Raw genomic sequence first — 18073 nt, forward strand, 5'->3', positions numbered from 1 at the left:
GCTAACGGTATACAAAATAAGGAGGTGAGTCATGATGGCATTGACTCAAGAACGTAAAACTCAACTGATCCAAGAGTTCCGTACTCATGAGAACGACACCGGTTCGCCGGAAGTACAAATCGCTATCCTGACCGAAAACATTAACAACCTGAACGGACACTTGCGTACGCACAAGAAAGATCACCACAGCCGTCGTGGTCTGTTGAAAATGGTAGGTCAACGTCGTAACCTGTTGACATACTTGCGTGAATCGGACGTACAACGTTACCGTTCGGTAGTAGACCGTCTGGGTCTGCGTCGCTAATTAGCGTCTTGTAAAAAGCGGGTTCATCCCGCTTTTTCTATCGTGTAGGAGGGTGTAGTGCGAATGGAAGTGCTGCACTCTCTGAAACGAATAAACCCTTCAATAGAAGAAGGAATGGTTTCATCAATAGCTTCAATAGAAGCTTTTTTTATTATCTAGAAAGACTGCCAAACGTAACCATTTAATTTTGAGTACGGCAGGAAATAATACATATAGGTAGAAAACAAAGTGTAGATATGCACATTGTCGTGAAGGAGGACTGCTAGCAACATGGAGCAACAATTCCGTACATTTGATTTCGAACTGGCAGGCCGCAAACTGACGCTGGAATTTGGCAAAATGGCCAAACAGGCGCACGGTTCGGTTCTGGTTCGGTACGGCGATACGGCAATCCTGTCTGCAGTGACGGTCTCGAAGGAACCAAAAGCTCTTGATTTCTTCCCGCTAACTGTCAACTACGAGGAACGTCTCTACGCGGTCGGGAAAATACCCGGCGGCTTTATTAAAAGAGAAGGTCGTCCGAGTGAAAAGGCGATTCTGGCCAGTCGTTTGATTGACCGCCCAGTTCGTCCACTTTTCGCAGAAGGTTTCCGTAACGACGTACAAATCGTAAATACCGTTCTGTCTGTTGATCAAGATTGCTCGCCTGAGATTGCCGCTATGATTGGTACATCTGCAGCGTTGTGCGTATCTGAGATTCCTTTCGAAGGCCCGATCGCAGGTGTGATCGTCGGTCGTGTCGATGGACAATTCATCATCAACCCTACTGTAGCTCAAGCTGAGAAGAGCGATATCCATCTGGTCGTAGCGGGAACGCACAAAGCGATCAACATGGTGGAAGCTGGTGCGAATCAAGTGCCAGAATCGGTTATGCTGGAAGCGATCATGACAGGTCATGATGAAATCAAGAAAATCATTGAGTTCCAAAACCAGATCGTAGCAGAAATCGGCAAAGAAAAAATGCAGGTGATCTTGCATGAAGTCGATCCGGAAATCGATCAGGCTGTTCGCGGCTATGCCGAAACTCGTCTGAAAGAAGCCGTTCGTATCGAGGAAAAGCAAGCACGCTACGATGCTATTGATGAGATCAAAGCACAGACCAAGGAGCATTTCGCTACATTGAATCCTGAAGCCTTTGCAGAACAGGAAAAAATGATTAGTGAAGTCTTGGGCAACATCGTAAAAGATGAAGTCCGTCGTCTGATTACAGAAGATAAGGTTCGCCCTGATGGACGATCTCTCGATGAGATCCGACCACTCTCTAGTGAAATTGATATTTTGGCTCGTACTCACGGTTCGGCTATGTTTACACGTGGTCAAACCCAAGCGCTCAGCGTATGTACCCTCGGTGCGCTTGGTGACGTGCAAATCTTGGACGGGCTTGGTTTGGAAGAGTCGAAACGCTTCATGCACCACTACAATTTCCCGCCTTACAGCGTAGGGGAAGCACGTCCGCTTCGTCCTCCTGGTCGTCGTGAAATTGGACATGGTGCGTTGGGTGAACGTGCGATTGAGCCGATCATCCCATCCGAAGTCGAGTTTCCTTACACGATTCGTCTTGTTTCAGAAGTCATTGAATCCAATGGTTCCACATCCCAAGCGTCGATTTGTGCCAGTGTTCTCGCCTTGATGCATGCAGGGGTACCGATCAAAGCTCCGGTAGCGGGGATCGCCATGGGATTGATCATGGGCAAGGATGAGCAATCGTTCTCGATCTTGACCGATATCCAAGGCATGGAAGACCATCTGGGTGACATGGACTTTAAAGTAGCGGGTACCGAAGCGGGTGTTACCGCGATTCAGATGGATATTAAAATTTCCGGTATCAACCGCGAAATCTTGGAAATGGCATTGGAGCAAGCGCGTATCGGCCGCCTGCACATTTTGCAGCATATGATGAGCACGATTTCCGAACCTCGTGAAACGCTGTCTCCATACGCTCCAAAAATCATGACCATGTCCATCAATCCGGAAAAAATCCGTGACGTTATCGGGCCACAAGGTCGCGTAATCAACAAAATCATCGAAGAAACCGGTGTCAAGATCGATATCGAACAAGATGGTCGCGTCTTCATCGCTTCGATCAACCACGAAGCAAACCTGCGTGCAAAACAAATCATCGAAGACCTCGTTCGCGAAGTGGCTGTCGGCCAAACGTATTTGGGTACAGTCAAACGCGTAGAGAAATACGGTGCATTTATCGAGCTGTTTGCAGGTAAAGAAGGATTGTGCCACATCTCTCAATTGGCGGAGGAACGCGTAGCCAAGACAGAAGATGTTGTAGCAGTTGGCGATAAGATAGAAGTAAAAGTAACCGAGATCGACGACCAAGGTCGTGTCAATCTTTCTCGCAAGGCTGTTCTGAAAGAGCAAGCAGCAGCTCAACAAGCGGACTCTGCTCCAGCCACAGCTGAATAAACAACAAGCAAAAGCCTTCGTCACTCGAAGAAATTCGCGTACGGAAGCTTTTTTCTTTTTCGTCTAAGTCAAGTGCCCGACTCATACATTGGACAAAGAGAGACTTGTACGAACGGGAGGATGCGGATGCCCCTATGACGGAAACGAAAAGTAGGCTTTGGTTTACGATCAGCTGTGCGGCATTGTTTATGCTCGTGCTCAATTATCAGCCCATTCATCAATACATAGACGTAATTAAGAAACAAAAGGCCGTAACTGCGGATGGTCGTGTGGATGAAAGAGAGCGTTTGCGGGGTATGATCGAGGAGTGGAAAGAAGGCAAGGAAGAGATGCCGATCGATGCATTCTTCGATAAAAGCTGGAAAGCGGCAATTCCTGGCTACAACGGGCGTATAGTGGATGTAGAAGCATCTGTTAACAAAATGATCGCAACAGGTGCCGTTAATCCTGACTCGATGGTTTACAAAGAAATTCCACCTGCTGTTTCTTTGGAGCAGCTAGGAACTTTGCCGATCTATCGCGGAAATCCGAACAAACCCGCGATTTCTTTCATGATCAATGTCGCCTGGGGGAATGAGTATCTCGACTCAATGCTGGATACGCTTGATAAGCATGGGGTGAAAACGACCTTCTTTCTGGATGGTTCTTGGGTAAAACGTTACCCCGAGGAAGCCAAAAAAATCGCGGCACGTGGTCACGAAATTGGTAATCATGCCTATTCACATCCGGACATGAAAACATTGGGCGTACAGAGGATTCAACAGGAAATCAGTCGGACGCAGGAAGTCATCGAGAAGACGATCGGAGTAAAGCCTACTTTGTTTGCTCCTCCATCTGGTTCATTTAATCAGAGGGTAGTTCAGATCGCGCAATCGCCGTTTCAGATGAAAACCATCTTATGGACTGCAGATACAGTCGATTGGCAAAAGCCTTCTTCGAGCTGGGTCGTTCGCAAAATCAGCCGTTTGATGGGCAATGGTGTGCTCGTGCTGATGCATCCGACAGCTGCTTCTGAGGCGAGCCTCGATCAGCTCCTAATGATTGCCAAGCAAAAAGGACTGGTTGCCACCACAGTATCTGAAGTCATTTCCAGTAACCGCTTGAACAAGTGAGAAAACGTGTACATTTGTTGTGGTGACAAGGGAAGTTTGCTATAGTTAGACGTGTTTACAAGATTTCCCCCTAGAAAGTGGATAGAGACAGATGATCAACCGAGGAGGATTTGTGTGATACTACGTCATACGTGTGATAACGGTCTTAGAATCGTGACGGAAAGGATTCCGTCGGTTCGCTCTGTTGCTCTTGGCATATGGGTTGGGACCGGTTCGAAATATGAGAACGAAGTGAATAACGGAATTTCCCATTTTCTGGAGCACATGTTCTTCAAAGGTACGGCCACTCGTTCGGCCAAGGAAATCGCAGAGACTTTTGACGAAATTGGCGGGAATGTTAACGCCTTTACATCAAAAGAATATACCTGCTACTACGCACGAGTACTTGATCAGCATGCCCCAATCGCCTTGGACGTGCTCTCCGATATGTACTTCAACTCTGTATTTGATGCAGAAGAACTCGAAAAAGAAAAGAACGTAGTTATAGAGGAAATCAGCATGTACGAGGATACGCCAGATGACCTCGTACACGATTTGATTGCTCGCGCCTCTTATGACAAGCATCCATTAGGCTATACGATTTTGGGGACAGAGGATGTCCTGAGAAGCCTGAAGCGCGACGATTTGCAAAGCTACGTAGATCAGCGCTATTTGCCTACAAACACGGTCATTACGGTCGCAGGAAACTTCGACGATAGCTTGATCGAAGACATCCAAAGACGCTTTTCTTCCTACCAGCGCACAGCGAGCTTGCCGATCCTGACGACGCCTGATTTTGCTGCGAACGTCATTTCTCAGCAGAAAAAGACAGAACAAGCTCATTTGTGTATCTCGCTACCTGGTTTCAAGGTTGGTCATGAAGAAGTATATTCCTTGATCTTGCTGAACAATGTACTCGGTGGCAGCATGAGCTCCCGCCTCTTCCAGGAAATTCGTGAAGAGCGAGGATTGGCTTACTCTGTGTACTCGTATCACTCTTCGTATAAAGAGGCAGGTACGTTCACCGTATACACCGGTACAGCTCAAGAGCATGTCGGTCAAGTGTTCGACATCGTATCTCACGTGCTTCGCGATGTAGCCGATCACGGTATAACGGACAAAGAGCTCAATAAAGGCAAGGAGCAGCTGAAGGGCAGTCTCATGCTCAGCCTGGAGAGCACGAATAGCCGTATGAGCCGCCTGGGTAAGAATGAATTGCTGCTGGAACGCCATCTCAGCCTTGATGAGATTTTGGCGAAGATCGACCGGGTGACTCATGAAACGGTCTTGTCGGTAGCGCAGCAGCTCTTCCGTTCCAAACTGGCGCTAGCGATGGTCAGCCCATTGGACGGCTTCCCAGAAAATGTGAAAAACGAAATCCTCTTATAGAAATGACGCTTTCAGGAAAAATCCGGCATAGGCCGGGTTTTTTTGCGTATATCAACAAGTAATCAGGACAAAGGGGGAACCATGATGCGTTTGAGTGAGCTGGGTGGGAAGGAAATCATTGGGCTGGATACAGGTGAGAAAATGGGTGTGATCAGCGATTCAGACCTCGTCATCAATCCGGATGGTGGACAGATTCAATCGATCATCTTGCCAGGTGGCAGTTTCTTTGGATTCGGCAAGAAACGAGAGGATATGGTCATCCCGTGGAGCTCGATCGTGAAAATTGGGCCTGACATGGTCATCATTCAGCTCAATCAGCAGGAGATACAAGCCTCTCAAAAGTAGGCCTCACTGTCACCTAACCCGAGTGTGGAGAATAGGATGGGGGTAGACCGCAACGTTTTTCGTCAACTTTTTCACATGGAAAAACCTTTGCGTTTCGATCAATTAATGCAGTAAAATGTGTGGAAAGGGGAACGCAGCATGCTAACGGGCATACATGTTGCCTTCATCGGCGGAGACGCTCGCCAGTTGGAAGTAATCAAGCGTTGCATTCAACTGGATGCTAGCGTCACGTTAGTAGGCTTCGACAACCTGGAAAGCAATTTCACAGGGGCAACGAAGAAACCATTAACATGCGATGTGTTGAAAGACGTGGACGCCCTCATCCTTCCGATCGTTGGAACCGATGATCAAGGCTTCGTGGAAAGTATCTTTTGCTCCAAACAATTGCAGCTGCAAGATGAGCACGTAGCTAGCTTACCTAAGCACTGCGTGGTATACACGGGAATGGCAAAACCTTATTTGAAAAGATTGTTGAGTCCCAAGCAGATTCCACTGGTGGAGCTGCTGGAGCGTGACGAAGTAGCTATCTATAACTCCATCCCAACGATGGAGGGAGCTTTGATGATGGCGATTCAAAATACCGACATCACAATCCACGGATCACAGTCCATTGTATTAGGTTTAGGCAGAACCGGATTGTCCATGGCTCGAGGGCTGCATGCATTAGGAGCACGCGTCAGAGTGGGGGCTCGGCGTCAAGAACACTTGGCACGCATTTATGAGATGGGAATGACTCCCTTCCATATAAGCGAACTTAAGCAACAGGTGACGAATGCTGATTTCATTTTTAATACTATCCCGCAATTATTACTCACTGCTGAAGTAATCGCCCAGATGTCCCAGTCGGCGTTCATTCTCGACCTGGCTTCCAAGCCGGGTGGCACGGATTTTCGCTACGCCGAAAGACGAGGCATCAAAGCGCTTCTTGCTCCTGGATTACCTGGAATCGTTGCACCAAAAACCGCAGGACAAATTCTAGCTCAAACTTTGTCTCGTCTCATTGCGGAGCAATCGAAAACCAGGGGGGAGCCATCATGAGTAAACTGCAAGGGAAAACGATCGGTTTTGGTTTGTCAGGTTCACATTGTACATTTGAGGAGACTATGCCACAAATCAAAAGGTTTGTGGATGCGGGAGCACGTGTGATCCCGATCGTATCGAATACAATCATGACAACGGATACGCGTTTCGGGACGTCTCTCGGCTGGCAACAGCAGATCAAGGAGCTTACAGGAGAAGAGTTGATTTCAACGATTCCCCAGGCTGAGCCGCTAGGTCCATCCAAACTATTGGACGTGATGCTCATTGCTCCCTGCACAGGTAGTACGACAAGCCGTTTGGCAAATGCCATTACGGACAGTGCCGTGCTGATGGCTGCAAAGGCAACCATGCGCAATCTGCGTCCACTGGTGATCGCGATATCCACAAACGATGGTCTGGGATTAAATGCTGCCAATATTGCCAAGCTGTTGGCTGCGAAAAACATCTATTTCGTCCCGTTCGGACAGGATGCTCCGGATAAAAAGCCTAATTCGCTTGTTGCACGCATGGACTTACTATTGGAGACATGCGAAGCTTCCTTGGAAGGTCGACAATTGCAACCCTTGCTCATCGAAAGATTCAACGATTAATTACACTACAGAAAAACAAAAATCAACCAACTTGTTTTTTCGCGATTAGGAGGAGAGTAAGAGATGGCTAACCAACTGACTTACAACGTCGCTGTGGTAGGCGCAACTGGCGCAGTCGGACAACAAATGATTCGACTTTTGGAAGAGCGCAATTTTCCCATCAAAGAGCTCAAGCTACTAGCTTCCGGACGTTCTGCAGGCAAGAAAGTAACGTTTAAAGGACAGGAAATTGTTCTGGAAGAAGCTACGCCAGAGAGCTTTGCAGGTATTGACTTCGCTTTGTTTAGTGCAGGTGGAGGGATTAGTAAAGAATTGGCTCCCCATGCTGTGCGGCACGGTGCTGTCGTGATTGACAACACAAGTGCATTCCGGATGGACCCGGAAGTTCCTTTGGTCGTTCCGGAAGTAAACATGGAAGCTGCGCTCGCAAATAACGGAATCATTGCGAATCCGAATTGCTCCACGATTCAGATGGTAGCCGCTCTGAAACCCTTGTATGATCGTTTTGGCATAGACCGCATTATCGTATCGACATATCAAGCTGTTTCAGGGGCAGGACAATCCGCAATCAACGAGCTTCAAACGCAAAGCCGTGATATTCTGGATGGCAAGGAGCCGGAGTGCAACGTGCTTCCGGTTGGTAAGCTGCCGGTTCATCATCAAATTGCGTACAATGCGATTCCGCAAATTGATGTATTCACGGATAACGGCTTTACTTATGAAGAAATGAAGATGGTGAACGAGACCAAGAAAATCTTCGGTGATGACACAGTATTGGTATCTGCTACATGCGTTCGCATTCCGGTCGTTTACGGGCATAGCGAATCCGTATACGTAGAACTGAAGCAGGACTTTGATCTGGAAGAAGTGAAGTCACTGCTGGAAAGCGCTCCAGGAGTCGTTCTGGTAGACGTACCGGAAGAGCAACGCTATCCGCTTGCTACCGATGCTACAGGCAAACTGGATGTATTTGTTGGCCGTGTGCGTCGTGATCTCCATCATCCTCGCGGGCTGCATATGTGGATCGTTTCTGACAACCTTCTCAAAGGTGCGGCATGGAATACGGTGCAAATCGCTGAAGAACTCATCAAAGCAAGAGCATAGGGGAGAGGTTTGTGAAGATTCTCGTCCAAAAGTTCGGTGGTTCTTCCTTGACGACGGAAGATTGCCGGATTAGGGCAATCTACCATATGGAAAAAGCGATCGACGAAGGCTACGCCCTCGTCGTTGTCGTATCGGCGATGGGACGCAAAGGTGATCCCTATGCAACCGATACACTTTTGCAGTTGGTTCGCAATAATGGGAACCAACTGCCAAGTCGGGAAATGGATATGCTGATGCATACGGGGGAAATCATTTCGGCTACGATCATGTGCAGCATGTTAAATGCGCGCGGGATCAAAGCGACGATTCTCACAGGTGGTCAAGCGAATATCGTAACCAGTGACGATTTTACCAACGCCCAGATTTTAACGATCGACCCTGCTCGCATCCATAAAGAACTGGAGGCGGGCAATGTCGTGATCGTTCCAGGTTTTCAGGGGCGGACAGCAGAATGGGAAATCACGACGCTGGGACGCGGTGGAAGCGATACGACTGCCACAGCATTGGGAGTCGCTCTGCAAGCGGAAATGGTGGACATTTTCACGGACGTGGAAGGGATCATGACAGCGGACCCACGGATCGTCGAAGAAGCACAGCCTCTGGCCATGGTGACCTATACCGAGATTTGCAATATGGCTCATTTAGGAGCCAAAGTGATTCATCCACGGGCCGTGGAGATCGCCATGCAGGCAAACGTGCCAATTCGCGTGCGCTCCACGTTTTCGGACGACCCTGGGACATTGGTTACGACCATGCTGGAAATCGGCAAGATGGGTTATACTGTTCTCGATCGGGTCGTCATGGGAATTGCCCATGTTCCGAACATTACGCAGGTGAAGGTCGCAAATAAAGAAGGGCATTACGATACTCAATTACAAGTGTTCAAAACAATGGCTACGAACAGCATCAGCGTAGACTTTATCAATGTCAATCCACTAGGGGTTGCATACACCGTCCACGATGAGATGGGAGAAAAAGCGGCCCGCCTGTTGACGGAAATGGGCTATGAACCCCAGCTGTTACCGCATTGTGCGAAAGTATCTGTAATTGGGGCAGGAATGACCGGAGTACCTGGAGTAATGGCACAAATTGTAGAAGCTCTGACGCAAGAAGACATCCAAATCCTGCAATCAGCAGACTCCCATACGACTATATGGGTGCTCGTGCACGAAATGGATATGGTCAGAGCAGTTCGAGCACTCCACCAACAATTCAATCTGCATGCACATCATATGTAAAACTAACAAGAACAGAGGAGTTGGAGAGGCAGTGGCACGTTTTGGCCGATTGGTTACCGCAATGGTGACTCCGTTCAATGAAAGACTGGAGATTGATTACGGGAAAACAGAGCACCTCATCGACCATTTGCTGGCGACGGGGAGCGAAGGGATCGTAATTAGCGGAACGACAGGCGAGTCACCCACTCTGTCTCGCGCAGAAAAATTGGATTTGTTCAAGCACGTAGTTGCTTATGCAAAAGGCAAGTGCCATATCATCGCAGGTACGGGCAGCAACGATACGGCATCCAGCATCGAATTTACACAGGCTGTTCAATCGATCGGCGTAGATGCTGTCATGGTGGTTGCACCTTACTATAGCCGACCTTCACAAGAAGGACTCTATGGTCACTTCAAGTCCTTGGCGGAAGCATCTGAGCTCCCCGTTATGCTGTACAATGTACCAGGGAGATCCGCAGTGAACATGACGGCAGAGACCACATTGCGTCTCGCACAATTGCCGAATGTTGTGTGCATCAAAGAAGCTTCCGGCAACCTCTCTCAAATGGCAAAAATCATCGAACACGCGCCAGAAGGATTTGAGCTGTATAGCGGTGATGACAGTTTGACCTTGCCTACGCTCGCGATTGGTGGCGTAGGGATCGTCAGTGTTGCCAGCCATATCATCGGTAGTCAAATGACGGAGATGATACACGCGTTTTTACATGGTGACCACACCACTGCAGCTAGCGTGCATCGCAAGTTGATGCCAGTGTTTGATGGGTTGTTTGCATATCCGAGTCCAGGACCGACTAAAGTGGCTTTGGAGAAGCTGGGTGTAAAGGTTGGCGGGGTACGCTTGCCGCTAGTTGAGCTGAATGAACAGGAAAAGGCATTTGTCCATTCCTTGCTTGTTTAACCATATCGAAGAAAAAGAGCCGTTCCCCCGGGAATGGCTCTTTTTCCTTGTGTTCATGTTTTCACTTCGGGTATAATGATAACAAGTGATTTGGGGCGGTTTAATTGAGTGGACATGACAACTAAATATAGGAGGTTACACGTTTTGGCAAAGTCGAATCACTCTGTTCTCATTTTCGCCCTGGGCGGAGTCGGCGAAATTGGGAAGAACATGTACGTGGTACAAAGCGAGGATGACATCGTAGTGATTGATGCCGGATTGAAATTCCCAGAAGAGGAAATGCTGGGAATTGACATGGTTATTCCGGATATCACTTACCTCGAGGAGCATCGCGACAAAGTTCGAGGGATTATCGTGACGCACGGACACGAAGACCATATCGGTGGCCTCAGTTATGTACTGAAGCACCTGAATGTGCCAGTCTATGCGACAAAACTTACCCTGGGACTCATTGATGCAAAATTGAAAGAAGCGGGCATCCTAAATGACACCAAGCGCGTTTTGATCAACGGTGAATCGGAGATCGTCCTCGGCAAGATGAAAGCGACCTTTTTCCGAGTAAACCACAGCATTCCTGACTGCGTCGGGGTTTGCTTGGATACTCCAGAAGGGTATGTCGTCCACACGGGGGACTTCAAATTTGATCAAACGCCGGTAAACCAACAAACAGCCGATCTTGCGAAAATGGCGATGATTGGTGACCGTGGTGTATTGTGTCTTCTTTCCGATAGTACCAATGCTGAGCGGCCCGGTTTTACCGGATCGGAACGTTCCGTCGGCATTGCAATTAAGGATGTGTTCAGTAAATCGACTGGTCGCATCATCGTTTCTACATTTGCATCCAACGTACACCGGATTCAACAGGTCGTGGATGCCGCAGCACAATTCAACCGAAAACTGACGGTTGTCGGGAGAAGCATGCAAAACGTTATCAATATTAGTAGAGACTTGGGTTATCTTTTTGTACCTGAGGGCTTGATTGTTGATACGGATGAAATCAACAAATTACCCGCTGAACAAGTGGTTATTTTGTCAACTGGAAGCCAAGGAGAGCCCATGTCTGCGCTCACTCGAATGGCCCGATCCGCCCATCGGAAAATTGACATCCTTCCAGGAGACACTGTCATTATCGCGGCTACTCCCATTCCTGGGAATGAGAAATATGTAGCACGCACAATCGATCAACTTTCTCGCATCGGTGCCGATGTCATCTACGGCGGCCATGGACCAAATGGGACTGTCCACGTCTCCGGTCATGGTAGCCAGGAAGAACTGCGTCTGATGCTTAACCTGATGAAGCCGAAATACTTCATCCCGATTCACGGCGAATATCGGATGTTGAAAACACATTCGCTGTTGGCGGAACAAGTTGGCGTACCTGAAGAGAACATCTTCTTGCTGGATAACGGCGATACGGTGGAGATCTCTGGTGGCAGAGCTCGTTACGGTCCAAAAGTTCATGCAGGCAATGTCCTGATTGATGGTTTGGGCGTTGGAGATGTAGGAAATATCGTACTCAGAGACCGCAAATTACTATCTCAAGATGGAATTCTGGTAGTTGTCGTTACACTCAGTAAACAAAATGGCACGATTTTGTCTGGACCAGATATCATTTCCCGTGGATTCGTTTACGTTCGTGAATCTGAGGAGTTGCTGGATGAGGCCAATCGCATAGTGACCCAAACACTTGTCAAATGCATGGAAGAAAATGTGAATGAATGGTCATCTCTCAAAAATAATGTCAAAGAGGCGTTGGGACGTTATCTGTACGAACAGACTCGTCGCCGCCCGATGATTCTTCCGATTATCATGGAAGTTTAAAACGATGGTTTAGAAGCCGGAAATCCGATCTCAACAGGATTTCCGGCTTTTTACGTTAAGCTGCCAAAGGTGCATTATTTTCCCTCGTCCAAACCATACTAACAGAGGAAAGTGAGGGAGGATTATTCATGTCGAAGCAACAATTTACCGATTTCCTAAATCGGCCACCTTTTGCAAGTTCCATGATGAACAAGGGAAGTTCTCCACAGCCTTCACCTGCTGAAGAGCAAGAACCGAATACGGTTCCGCTTACAGAAGCCCCAGGTCCCGAGGATCCGAAGAAAAAGCTGCTCGATTCCATATCGCAGTTGGGGCAGACAAATGTACCGCAATTGGAAAGCAATATCTATTGTATGAGTATCATCGGGCAAGTAGAAGGTCATATCCAATTACCACCGCAAAACAAAACAACCAAATATGAGCACCTTATTCCCCAATTGGTGGCTGCTGAACAAAACAGCAAGATTGAAGGAGTTCTAGTGATCCTCAATACGGTTGGCGGGGATGTAGAAGCGGGACTCGCGATTGCTGAGATGGTTTCATCGTTGTCTAAACCCGTAGTGACGCTCGTGCTAGGTGGAGGTCATAGCATTGGTGTACCAATCGCAGTGGCGGGTACATACTCGTTTATCGCCGAAACAGCCACGATGACGATTCACCCAATTCGCCTGACTGGTCTGGTCATTAGCGTCCCGCAGACATTCGAATATCTGGACAAAATGCAAGATCGCGTCGTCAGCTTTATTGCACGGCATTCCAAAATATCCGAGCAGCAGTTCCGAGAATTAATGACCCGCACGGGAGAACTGACACGAGATATCGGGACGAATGTGATTGGTGCTGATGCGGTCAAATACGGCCTGATTGACGAAGTAGGCGGTTTGGGCTCGGCCTTGAGAAAGCTCAATGAATTGATGGACCAGGCGCGTAACGGAGAAAAAGAGGTGCTTCAATGATTCTTCACTCGGTCATGCCAGCTGAAACAGTGTTCGCCAATATGGACGCCGTAGAAAAGCAAGAGCTCAAGGAAGTGACATACGGCCACGCCACCATGTTGGTGGAACAGACAGGTCCATTTGAGGGGAGGATTGTGCGGTTGATCAGTCCGGACCCTCAAGACTACTTGAAACCACATTACGCACCTGGTCAGATTGTTCGCTTTCTACCGGATTGGAACTAGCAAGAAGTCCTGTATTTCTATGATTTTCCTGTGTTATACTAGTTGTGTACGAACAGCAGCCGAACAGCGGACGGCTGCCTTTTTACCATTTGGTATACATATCAGAAAAATAGGCAAAAGGAGGCGTGCCATCTGAGTAGAAGAAAAAGAGAGCAGTCGCAAGCGGCATTGGCCTCAGTTGTCAAAATAGAATTGCTGGGGCTGATCGTGATTGTCCTATCCCTGATCGGATTGTTGGAGAGCGGGTGGTTAGGAAAAAACGTTCTTGCCTTTCTATTCCGATTTATTGCAGGTTCATGGGATTTCATTATTCCGGTCCTCTTGATCGGAATGGCGATTCACATGATGTTTACGAGAAAAGCACCACGATTGACGTACCGTGTATTAGGGATTGTCCTGATTGCAGTGGCGATCTTTACGTGGGATCACCTCATTCTTTACAAGCAAATTACGGCTGATGGAAAGTTTGCAGAGCAGAGCATCGTCCGAGTGACGTGGGACAGGTTATGGCTCGACCACAATCAGAAAGTATCGACGACCGGTGTCGGTGGAGGCATGATAGGTGCACTCGTTTTTGCCATCTGCAATGGCTTGGTCGGTATGATCGGAACAGGGCTCGTGATTGTCTTTCTGTTTTTGGTAGGCCTTATGTTCCTGTTCAATATTTCCTATGTGAACATCGTGATGTTCCTGCGTGACAGAGTAGCCCAGATGTACGGGAAGGCCAAAGATACGGTAAAAGATTCCGTACAGCTTTTGCAAGAGGAGAGTGACAAGCGCAAGCAGGAGGCAAAAGAAGCGCGGGAAGCACGCAAAGCGAAACAGGCAGCTGAAGCAGATGCCGCTATCGTGGTTCCGGTCATTCATGACACGCACCATAGCGATTCTTATGATTCCCACTCTTCAGCACCCGCTGAAATACCTGTCGTGGCTCCGGTGATTCGTGATTTTACAGATCGAATTGCTTTGGAGGATGAAGAGCAGCCGAATGCGCAGGCAAATCGGCCGTCATCCGCAAACAAACAAGAAATCACCTTCTCCCTCGAAGGGGAAGAAGAGATTTTTGGTACGCTTGAGACTGGTGAAGCGCAGCCAGCAGCGCCATATGAATTGCCAGGACTGCATATGCTTTCTCGCCCGAAATCAAGTGGAGCGGGAAAAGACGTGGATCATACTTCGAATGCAAACAAGCTCGTTCAGACATTAAAAAGCTTTGGAGTAAATGCGACTGTCTCTGAAGTGCATAGAGGACCAGCCGTAACACGATACGAGGTGCAGCCAGCAACTGGGGTAAAGGTAAGTAGAATCGTCAGTCTGACAGATGACTTGGCGTTGGCTTTGGCAGCGAAAGACATTCGGATCGAGGCGCCGATACCTGGTAAATCAGCAATCGGTATTGAAGTACCGAATTCAGAGGTCGCAGTGGTTTCTCTGCGAGAAGTGCTGGAGGCACCACAGTATCAGGACGCTCCAGGGAAGCTGACAGTGGCGCTGGGGCGAGACATTTCGGGTGAACCGATCGTGGCTGACCTGACCAAGATGCCCCATCTGTTGGTCGCAGGAGCGACGGGAAGCGGAAAATCCGTTTGTATCAACGGCTTGATCATGAGCATTTTATTCAAGGCAAGCCCTGAAGAAGTTAAGCTGATGATGGTAGACCCGAAAATGGTCGAGCTGAATGTTTACAATGGAATCCCACATCTGCTAGCTCCAGTCGTTACGGATCCTCGACGAGCTTCAGTTGCCCTTAAAAAAGTAGTGGCGGAAATGGAACGGCGCTATAATTTATTCGCAAAAACGGGTAGCCGCAATATTGAAATGTACAATGCACAAGTGGAGGGCACTCCGTTGCCTTACATCGTCGTCATCGTTGACGAGTTGGCGGATTTGATGATGGTGGCGCCTGGAGAAGTGGAGGACGCCATTTGTCGACTGGCTCAGATGGCTCGTGCATCTGGTATACATTTGATCATCGCTACACAGCGACCTTCCGTTGATGTTATTACAGGGGTAATCAAAGCGAATATCCCATCACGTATTGCCTTTGGTGTATCGTCGATGGCGGATTCCCGGACGATTTTGGATATGGGTGGCGCTGAAAAGCTGTTGGGAAGAGGCGACATGCTGTCCCTTCCAATGGGAGCTTCCAAACCAATCCGTGTTCAAGGGGCGTTTGTTTCCGACAAAGAAGTAGAGGAAGTTGTTCGCTTCGTGAAAGAGCAGCAGGAAGTTCGCTACAACGAAGAAATGATACCGGGAGACGTACAAGAAGAACAACAGCCCGTAGTCGATGATGAGTTGTATGATCAGGCTGTCCAGATTGTCTCCGAGGCACAAACTGCATCAGCTTCCTTGCTCCAGCGTCGACTTCGTGTCGGGTATACCCGTGCTGCACGCTTGATCGACATGATGGAGGCAAAAGGAATCGTAGGTCCATATGAAGGCAGTAAACCGAGAGAAGTAAGGCTTCCTCGTCCTTCCATCGAAAGTAATATATCTTGATAGGGATTTAGGAGTAGAATCATTTTTGCCGAAGTGGGCGTGAAGTCATGCAAGTATTTATGTTTATGCATATTTATTCATAAATATTTGGCTTGCATGATACACGCCCCTAGGTTAAAATTTTTACGAGATTGAAGGAAATTGTTGTATCGTTTCCCATACGAATCAGAGGTCTGACGTCCTACCTGTTGGGATGGCTAATGGACAGCAGGAGTGAATGACAATGAGCATCAAAGGGAATGTTCGATCGCTTTGTCTCTTAGTTATGGACAAGATCAAGGGAGATATCGAATCAGGTCAACTGCGTCCAGGTGAACGCCTCCCTTCCGAAGCCGAACTTTCAAAACAGTTAGGCGTTAGTAGGGCGACGCTTCGAGAGGCGCTACGTCTTCTAGAAGAAGAGAAGATTGTCATTCGCCGACACGGAGTAGGTACCTTTATCAATTCAAAACCTGTTTTTTCAGGAGGGATTGGGGAACTCTTTAGTGTGACGGATGCGATTGAGCGTCAGGGATATACAGCAGGAACGATGATCCTGAAGACATCCTTTGGCGAGTCTGCTGAAGAAGAGCGAAAAAAACTGTCACTGAATCCGGGCGAAGGCGTGTTAAGTGTTGAGCGCATTCGTACGGCTGATGGGGAGCCTGTGGTCTATTGTGTTGACCGCATTCCCGCACACCTGGTTCCTGAAGGCTACACAGCTGTAGGAGAGTCCATCTTTAAATGGTTAGAGAGTGTGACCGGATTACGCATTGCGTACGCCGTGGCTGAGATTGAACCCATGGGCTACAATGAAAAGGTTTCCAACCTGCTACAATGCGATAAATCTACTCCACTGCTCTTGCTAAAGCAGATTCACTACGACGAAAGTGAAAGGCCTGTGCTGTACTCCCATAACTACTTCAGGGCTGACAAAATTCACTTTCATGTCGTACGGAGACGGTTGTAACTGTGAGGGAAACCTCACTCAACAATTTCATTCAACTAAAAACAGGGGGTATTCTCAGATGAAGAAAGTTCTTTCTGTGCTGTCTGTGGCAACTCTCAGCCTTTCGATCGTTTTGGCTGGGTGTGGTAGCAAACCAGAAGCACAACCTCAAGGTCAAGCTGGCGGTTCGACTGGTGGAGCAGCTGGCGGTGCAGCACCAACTGTAAAAATCGGTATGGTAACGGACGTAGGTGGAGTGAATGACAACTCCTTCAACCAAAGTGCTTGGGAAGGTCTGCAAAAACTGCAAACCGAACTGAACCTCCCGAAAGACAATGTAAACTATCTTCAATCCACCAGCGATGCTGAGTACGTTCCAAACCTGACCCAATTTGTAAAAGACAAATGGGACCTGACTTGGGGTATCGGCTTCCTGATGGGAGACCACCTGAAAAAAGTGGCTGACGAAAACAAAGATGCGAAGCTGGCAATCATTGACGCGGAAGTTGACGCGCCAAACGTGGAATCCGTTCTTTTCAAAGAGCATGAAGGTTCCTTCCTCGCAGGGGTAGTAGCTGCGAAAATGTCCAAAACCAAAAAAGTTGGTTTCGTGGGTGGCGTTGAGATCCCAGTAATCAAACGTTTTGAATTGGGCTTCGAAGCTGGTGTGAAAGCAGTAGATCCAAGTGTTCAAGTACTGAAAGTATACACAGGTGCTTTTGACAAGCCTGACCTTGGTAAGTCCACAGCTTCCCAAATGTACGGTCAAGGTGCAGACATCATCTTCCACGCTTCCGGCGGAACTGGTGATGGCGTATTTAACGAAGCAAAAGACCGCAAAGCTAAAGGCGAAAATGTATGGGTAATCGGTGTTGACAAAGACCAATCCCTGACATTCGGCGATGACATTACCCTGACTTCCATGGTTAAACGTGTAGACCAGGCAGTATTCAAAGTTTCCAAAGACCTCATCGATGGTAAATTCGAAGGCGGAAAAATCGTATGGCTCGGTCTTGCTGAAGACGGTGTAGGACTGGCTGACACTTCCAAGAAAAACGTTCCTGAAGACGTACTGAAGCTGGTTGACGATTACAAGCAAAAAATCGTTAAAGGCGAAATCACTGTACCTGAAAAATAATTACATTGAAGCTGCAAACGGACAAGGCTAGTTCGATCAACTAGCCTTGTTCTTTACCTTCAAACTAGACCCACAAAAACGGGGGG

At 48.2% G+C, this 18073-nt stretch carries 16 protein-coding genes; all 16 read left to right on the plus strand.

Going from position 1 to position 18073, the window contains the following annotated elements; translation table 11 throughout:
• The first annotated feature begins 34 nt into the window (after nt 1-34).
• The 16 genes from rpsO (at nt 35) to AN963_RS23860 (ending at nt 17987) form a co-directional block, all read left to right on the plus strand.
• Nucleotides 35-304, plus strand: a complete 270-nt coding sequence (rpsO, locus tag AN963_RS23785; protein WP_049738821.1) for a 30S ribosomal protein S15 — start codon at nt 35-37, stop codon at nt 302-304.
• Between the two features lie 270 nt (nt 305-574).
• Entirely contained in the window at nt 575-2722 is a 2148-nt protein-coding gene (gene pnp, locus AN963_RS23790; protein WP_055747023.1) for a polyribonucleotide nucleotidyltransferase, read from the plus strand.
• A gap of 134 nt (nt 2723-2856) precedes the next feature.
• Nucleotides 2857-3834: a polysaccharide deacetylase family protein gene (locus AN963_RS23795; protein ID WP_055747024.1), complete on the plus strand. Its 978-nt coding sequence runs from the start codon at nt 2857-2859 to the stop codon at nt 3832-3834.
• Between the two features lie 114 nt (nt 3835-3948).
• Complete coding sequence (locus AN963_RS23800) at nt 3949-5202, plus strand: M16 family metallopeptidase (protein ID WP_055747025.1); 1254 nt, start codon at nt 3949-3951, stop codon at nt 5200-5202.
• 84 nt (nt 5203-5286) lie between these two features.
• Nucleotides 5287-5547: a YlmC/YmxH family sporulation protein gene (locus tag AN963_RS23805; RefSeq protein WP_055747026.1), complete on the plus strand. Its 261-nt coding sequence runs from the start codon at nt 5287-5289 to the stop codon at nt 5545-5547.
• A gap of 138 nt (nt 5548-5685) precedes the next feature.
• Nucleotides 5686-6585, plus strand: coding sequence for a dipicolinate synthase subunit DpsA (gene dpsA / locus AN963_RS23810; protein ID WP_055747027.1), 900 nt, complete (start codon nt 5686-5688; stop codon nt 6583-6585).
• Nucleotides 6582-7178: a dipicolinate synthase subunit B gene (locus tag AN963_RS23815; RefSeq protein WP_055747028.1), complete on the plus strand. Its 597-nt coding sequence runs from the start codon at nt 6582-6584 to the stop codon at nt 7176-7178. The genes dpsA and AN963_RS23815 overlap by 4 nt, the downstream gene beginning before the upstream one ends.
• A 63-nt stretch (nt 7179-7241) precedes the next feature.
• Nucleotides 7242-8282, plus strand: a complete 1041-nt coding sequence (locus AN963_RS23820) for an aspartate-semialdehyde dehydrogenase (RefSeq protein ID WP_055747029.1) — start codon at nt 7242-7244, stop codon at nt 8280-8282.
• 11 nt (nt 8283-8293) lie between these two features.
• Nucleotides 8294-9520, plus strand: a complete 1227-nt coding sequence (gene dapG, locus AN963_RS23825; RefSeq protein ID WP_055747030.1) for an aspartate kinase — start codon at nt 8294-8296, stop codon at nt 9518-9520.
• 31 nt (nt 9521-9551) lie between these two features.
• Nucleotides 9552-10418 (plus strand): 4-hydroxy-tetrahydrodipicolinate synthase, encoded by an 867-nt coding sequence (dapA, locus tag AN963_RS23830; protein ID WP_055747031.1) that lies wholly within the window; start codon nt 9552-9554, stop codon nt 10416-10418.
• Between the two features lie 114 nt (nt 10419-10532).
• Nucleotides 10533-12239, plus strand: a complete 1707-nt coding sequence (locus AN963_RS23835; protein WP_236708127.1) for a ribonuclease J — start codon at nt 10533-10535, stop codon at nt 12237-12239.
• Nucleotides 12240-12367: 128 nt separating this feature from the next.
• Nucleotides 12368-13195, plus strand: a complete 828-nt coding sequence (locus tag AN963_RS23840; protein ID WP_055747033.1) for a ClpP family protease — start codon at nt 12368-12370, stop codon at nt 13193-13195.
• Complete coding sequence (locus AN963_RS23845) at nt 13192-13419, plus strand: YlzJ-like family protein (protein WP_055747034.1); 228 nt, start codon at nt 13192-13194, stop codon at nt 13417-13419. Before AN963_RS23840 ends, AN963_RS23845 begins: the two co-directional genes overlap by 4 nt.
• 132 nt (nt 13420-13551) lie before the next feature.
• Nucleotides 13552-15921 (plus strand): FtsK/SpoIIIE family DNA translocase, encoded by a 2370-nt coding sequence (locus AN963_RS23850; protein WP_055747848.1) that lies wholly within the window; start codon nt 13552-13554, stop codon nt 15919-15921.
• A gap of 223 nt (nt 15922-16144) precedes the next feature.
• Nucleotides 16145-16870 (plus strand): GntR family transcriptional regulator, encoded by a 726-nt coding sequence (locus tag AN963_RS23855; protein ID WP_055747035.1) that lies wholly within the window; start codon nt 16145-16147, stop codon nt 16868-16870.
• A 58-nt stretch (nt 16871-16928) separates the two neighbouring features.
• Complete coding sequence (locus AN963_RS23860; RefSeq protein ID WP_055747036.1) at nt 16929-17987, plus strand: BMP family lipoprotein; 1059 nt, start codon at nt 16929-16931, stop codon at nt 17985-17987.
• The last annotated feature ends 86 nt before the right edge of the window (nt 17988-18073 follow it).

It is taken from the genome of Brevibacillus choshinensis, assembly GCF_001420695.1.
In the GTDB taxonomy this organism is placed as follows: Bacteria; Bacillota; Bacilli; order Brevibacillales; family Brevibacillaceae; genus Brevibacillus; species Brevibacillus choshinensis.

Coding starts and splice junctions, on each gene's coding strand:
- rpsO (WP_049738821.1), top strand. CDS start 35: ATGGCATTGACTCAAGAACGTAAAACTCAACTGATCCAAGAGTTCCGT.
- pnp (WP_055747023.1), top strand. CDS start 575: ATGGAGCAACAATTCCGTACATTTGATTTCGAACTGGCAGGCCGCAAA.
- AN963_RS23795 (WP_055747024.1), top strand. CDS start 2,857: ATGACGGAAACGAAAAGTAGGCTTTGGTTTACGATCAGCTGTGCGGCA.
- AN963_RS23805 (WP_055747026.1), top strand. CDS start 5,287: ATGCGTTTGAGTGAGCTGGGTGGGAAGGAAATCATTGGGCTGGATACA.
- dpsA (WP_055747027.1), top strand. CDS start 5,686: ATGCTAACGGGCATACATGTTGCCTTCATCGGCGGAGACGCTCGCCAG.
- AN963_RS23815 (WP_055747028.1), top strand. CDS start 6,582: ATGAGTAAACTGCAAGGGAAAACGATCGGTTTTGGTTTGTCAGGTTCA.
- AN963_RS23820 (WP_055747029.1), top strand. CDS start 7,242: ATGGCTAACCAACTGACTTACAACGTCGCTGTGGTAGGCGCAACTGGC.
- AN963_RS23835 (WP_236708127.1), top strand. CDS start 10,533: ATGACAACTAAATATAGGAGGTTACACGTTTTGGCAAAGTCGAATCAC.
- AN963_RS23840 (WP_055747033.1), top strand. CDS start 12,368: ATGTCGAAGCAACAATTTACCGATTTCCTAAATCGGCCACCTTTTGCA.
- AN963_RS23845 (WP_055747034.1), top strand. CDS start 13,192: ATGATTCTTCACTCGGTCATGCCAGCTGAAACAGTGTTCGCCAATATG.
- AN963_RS23855 (WP_055747035.1), top strand. CDS start 16,145: ATGAGCATCAAAGGGAATGTTCGATCGCTTTGTCTCTTAGTTATGGAC.
- AN963_RS23860 (WP_055747036.1), top strand. CDS start 16,929: ATGAAGAAAGTTCTTTCTGTGCTGTCTGTGGCAACTCTCAGCCTTTCG.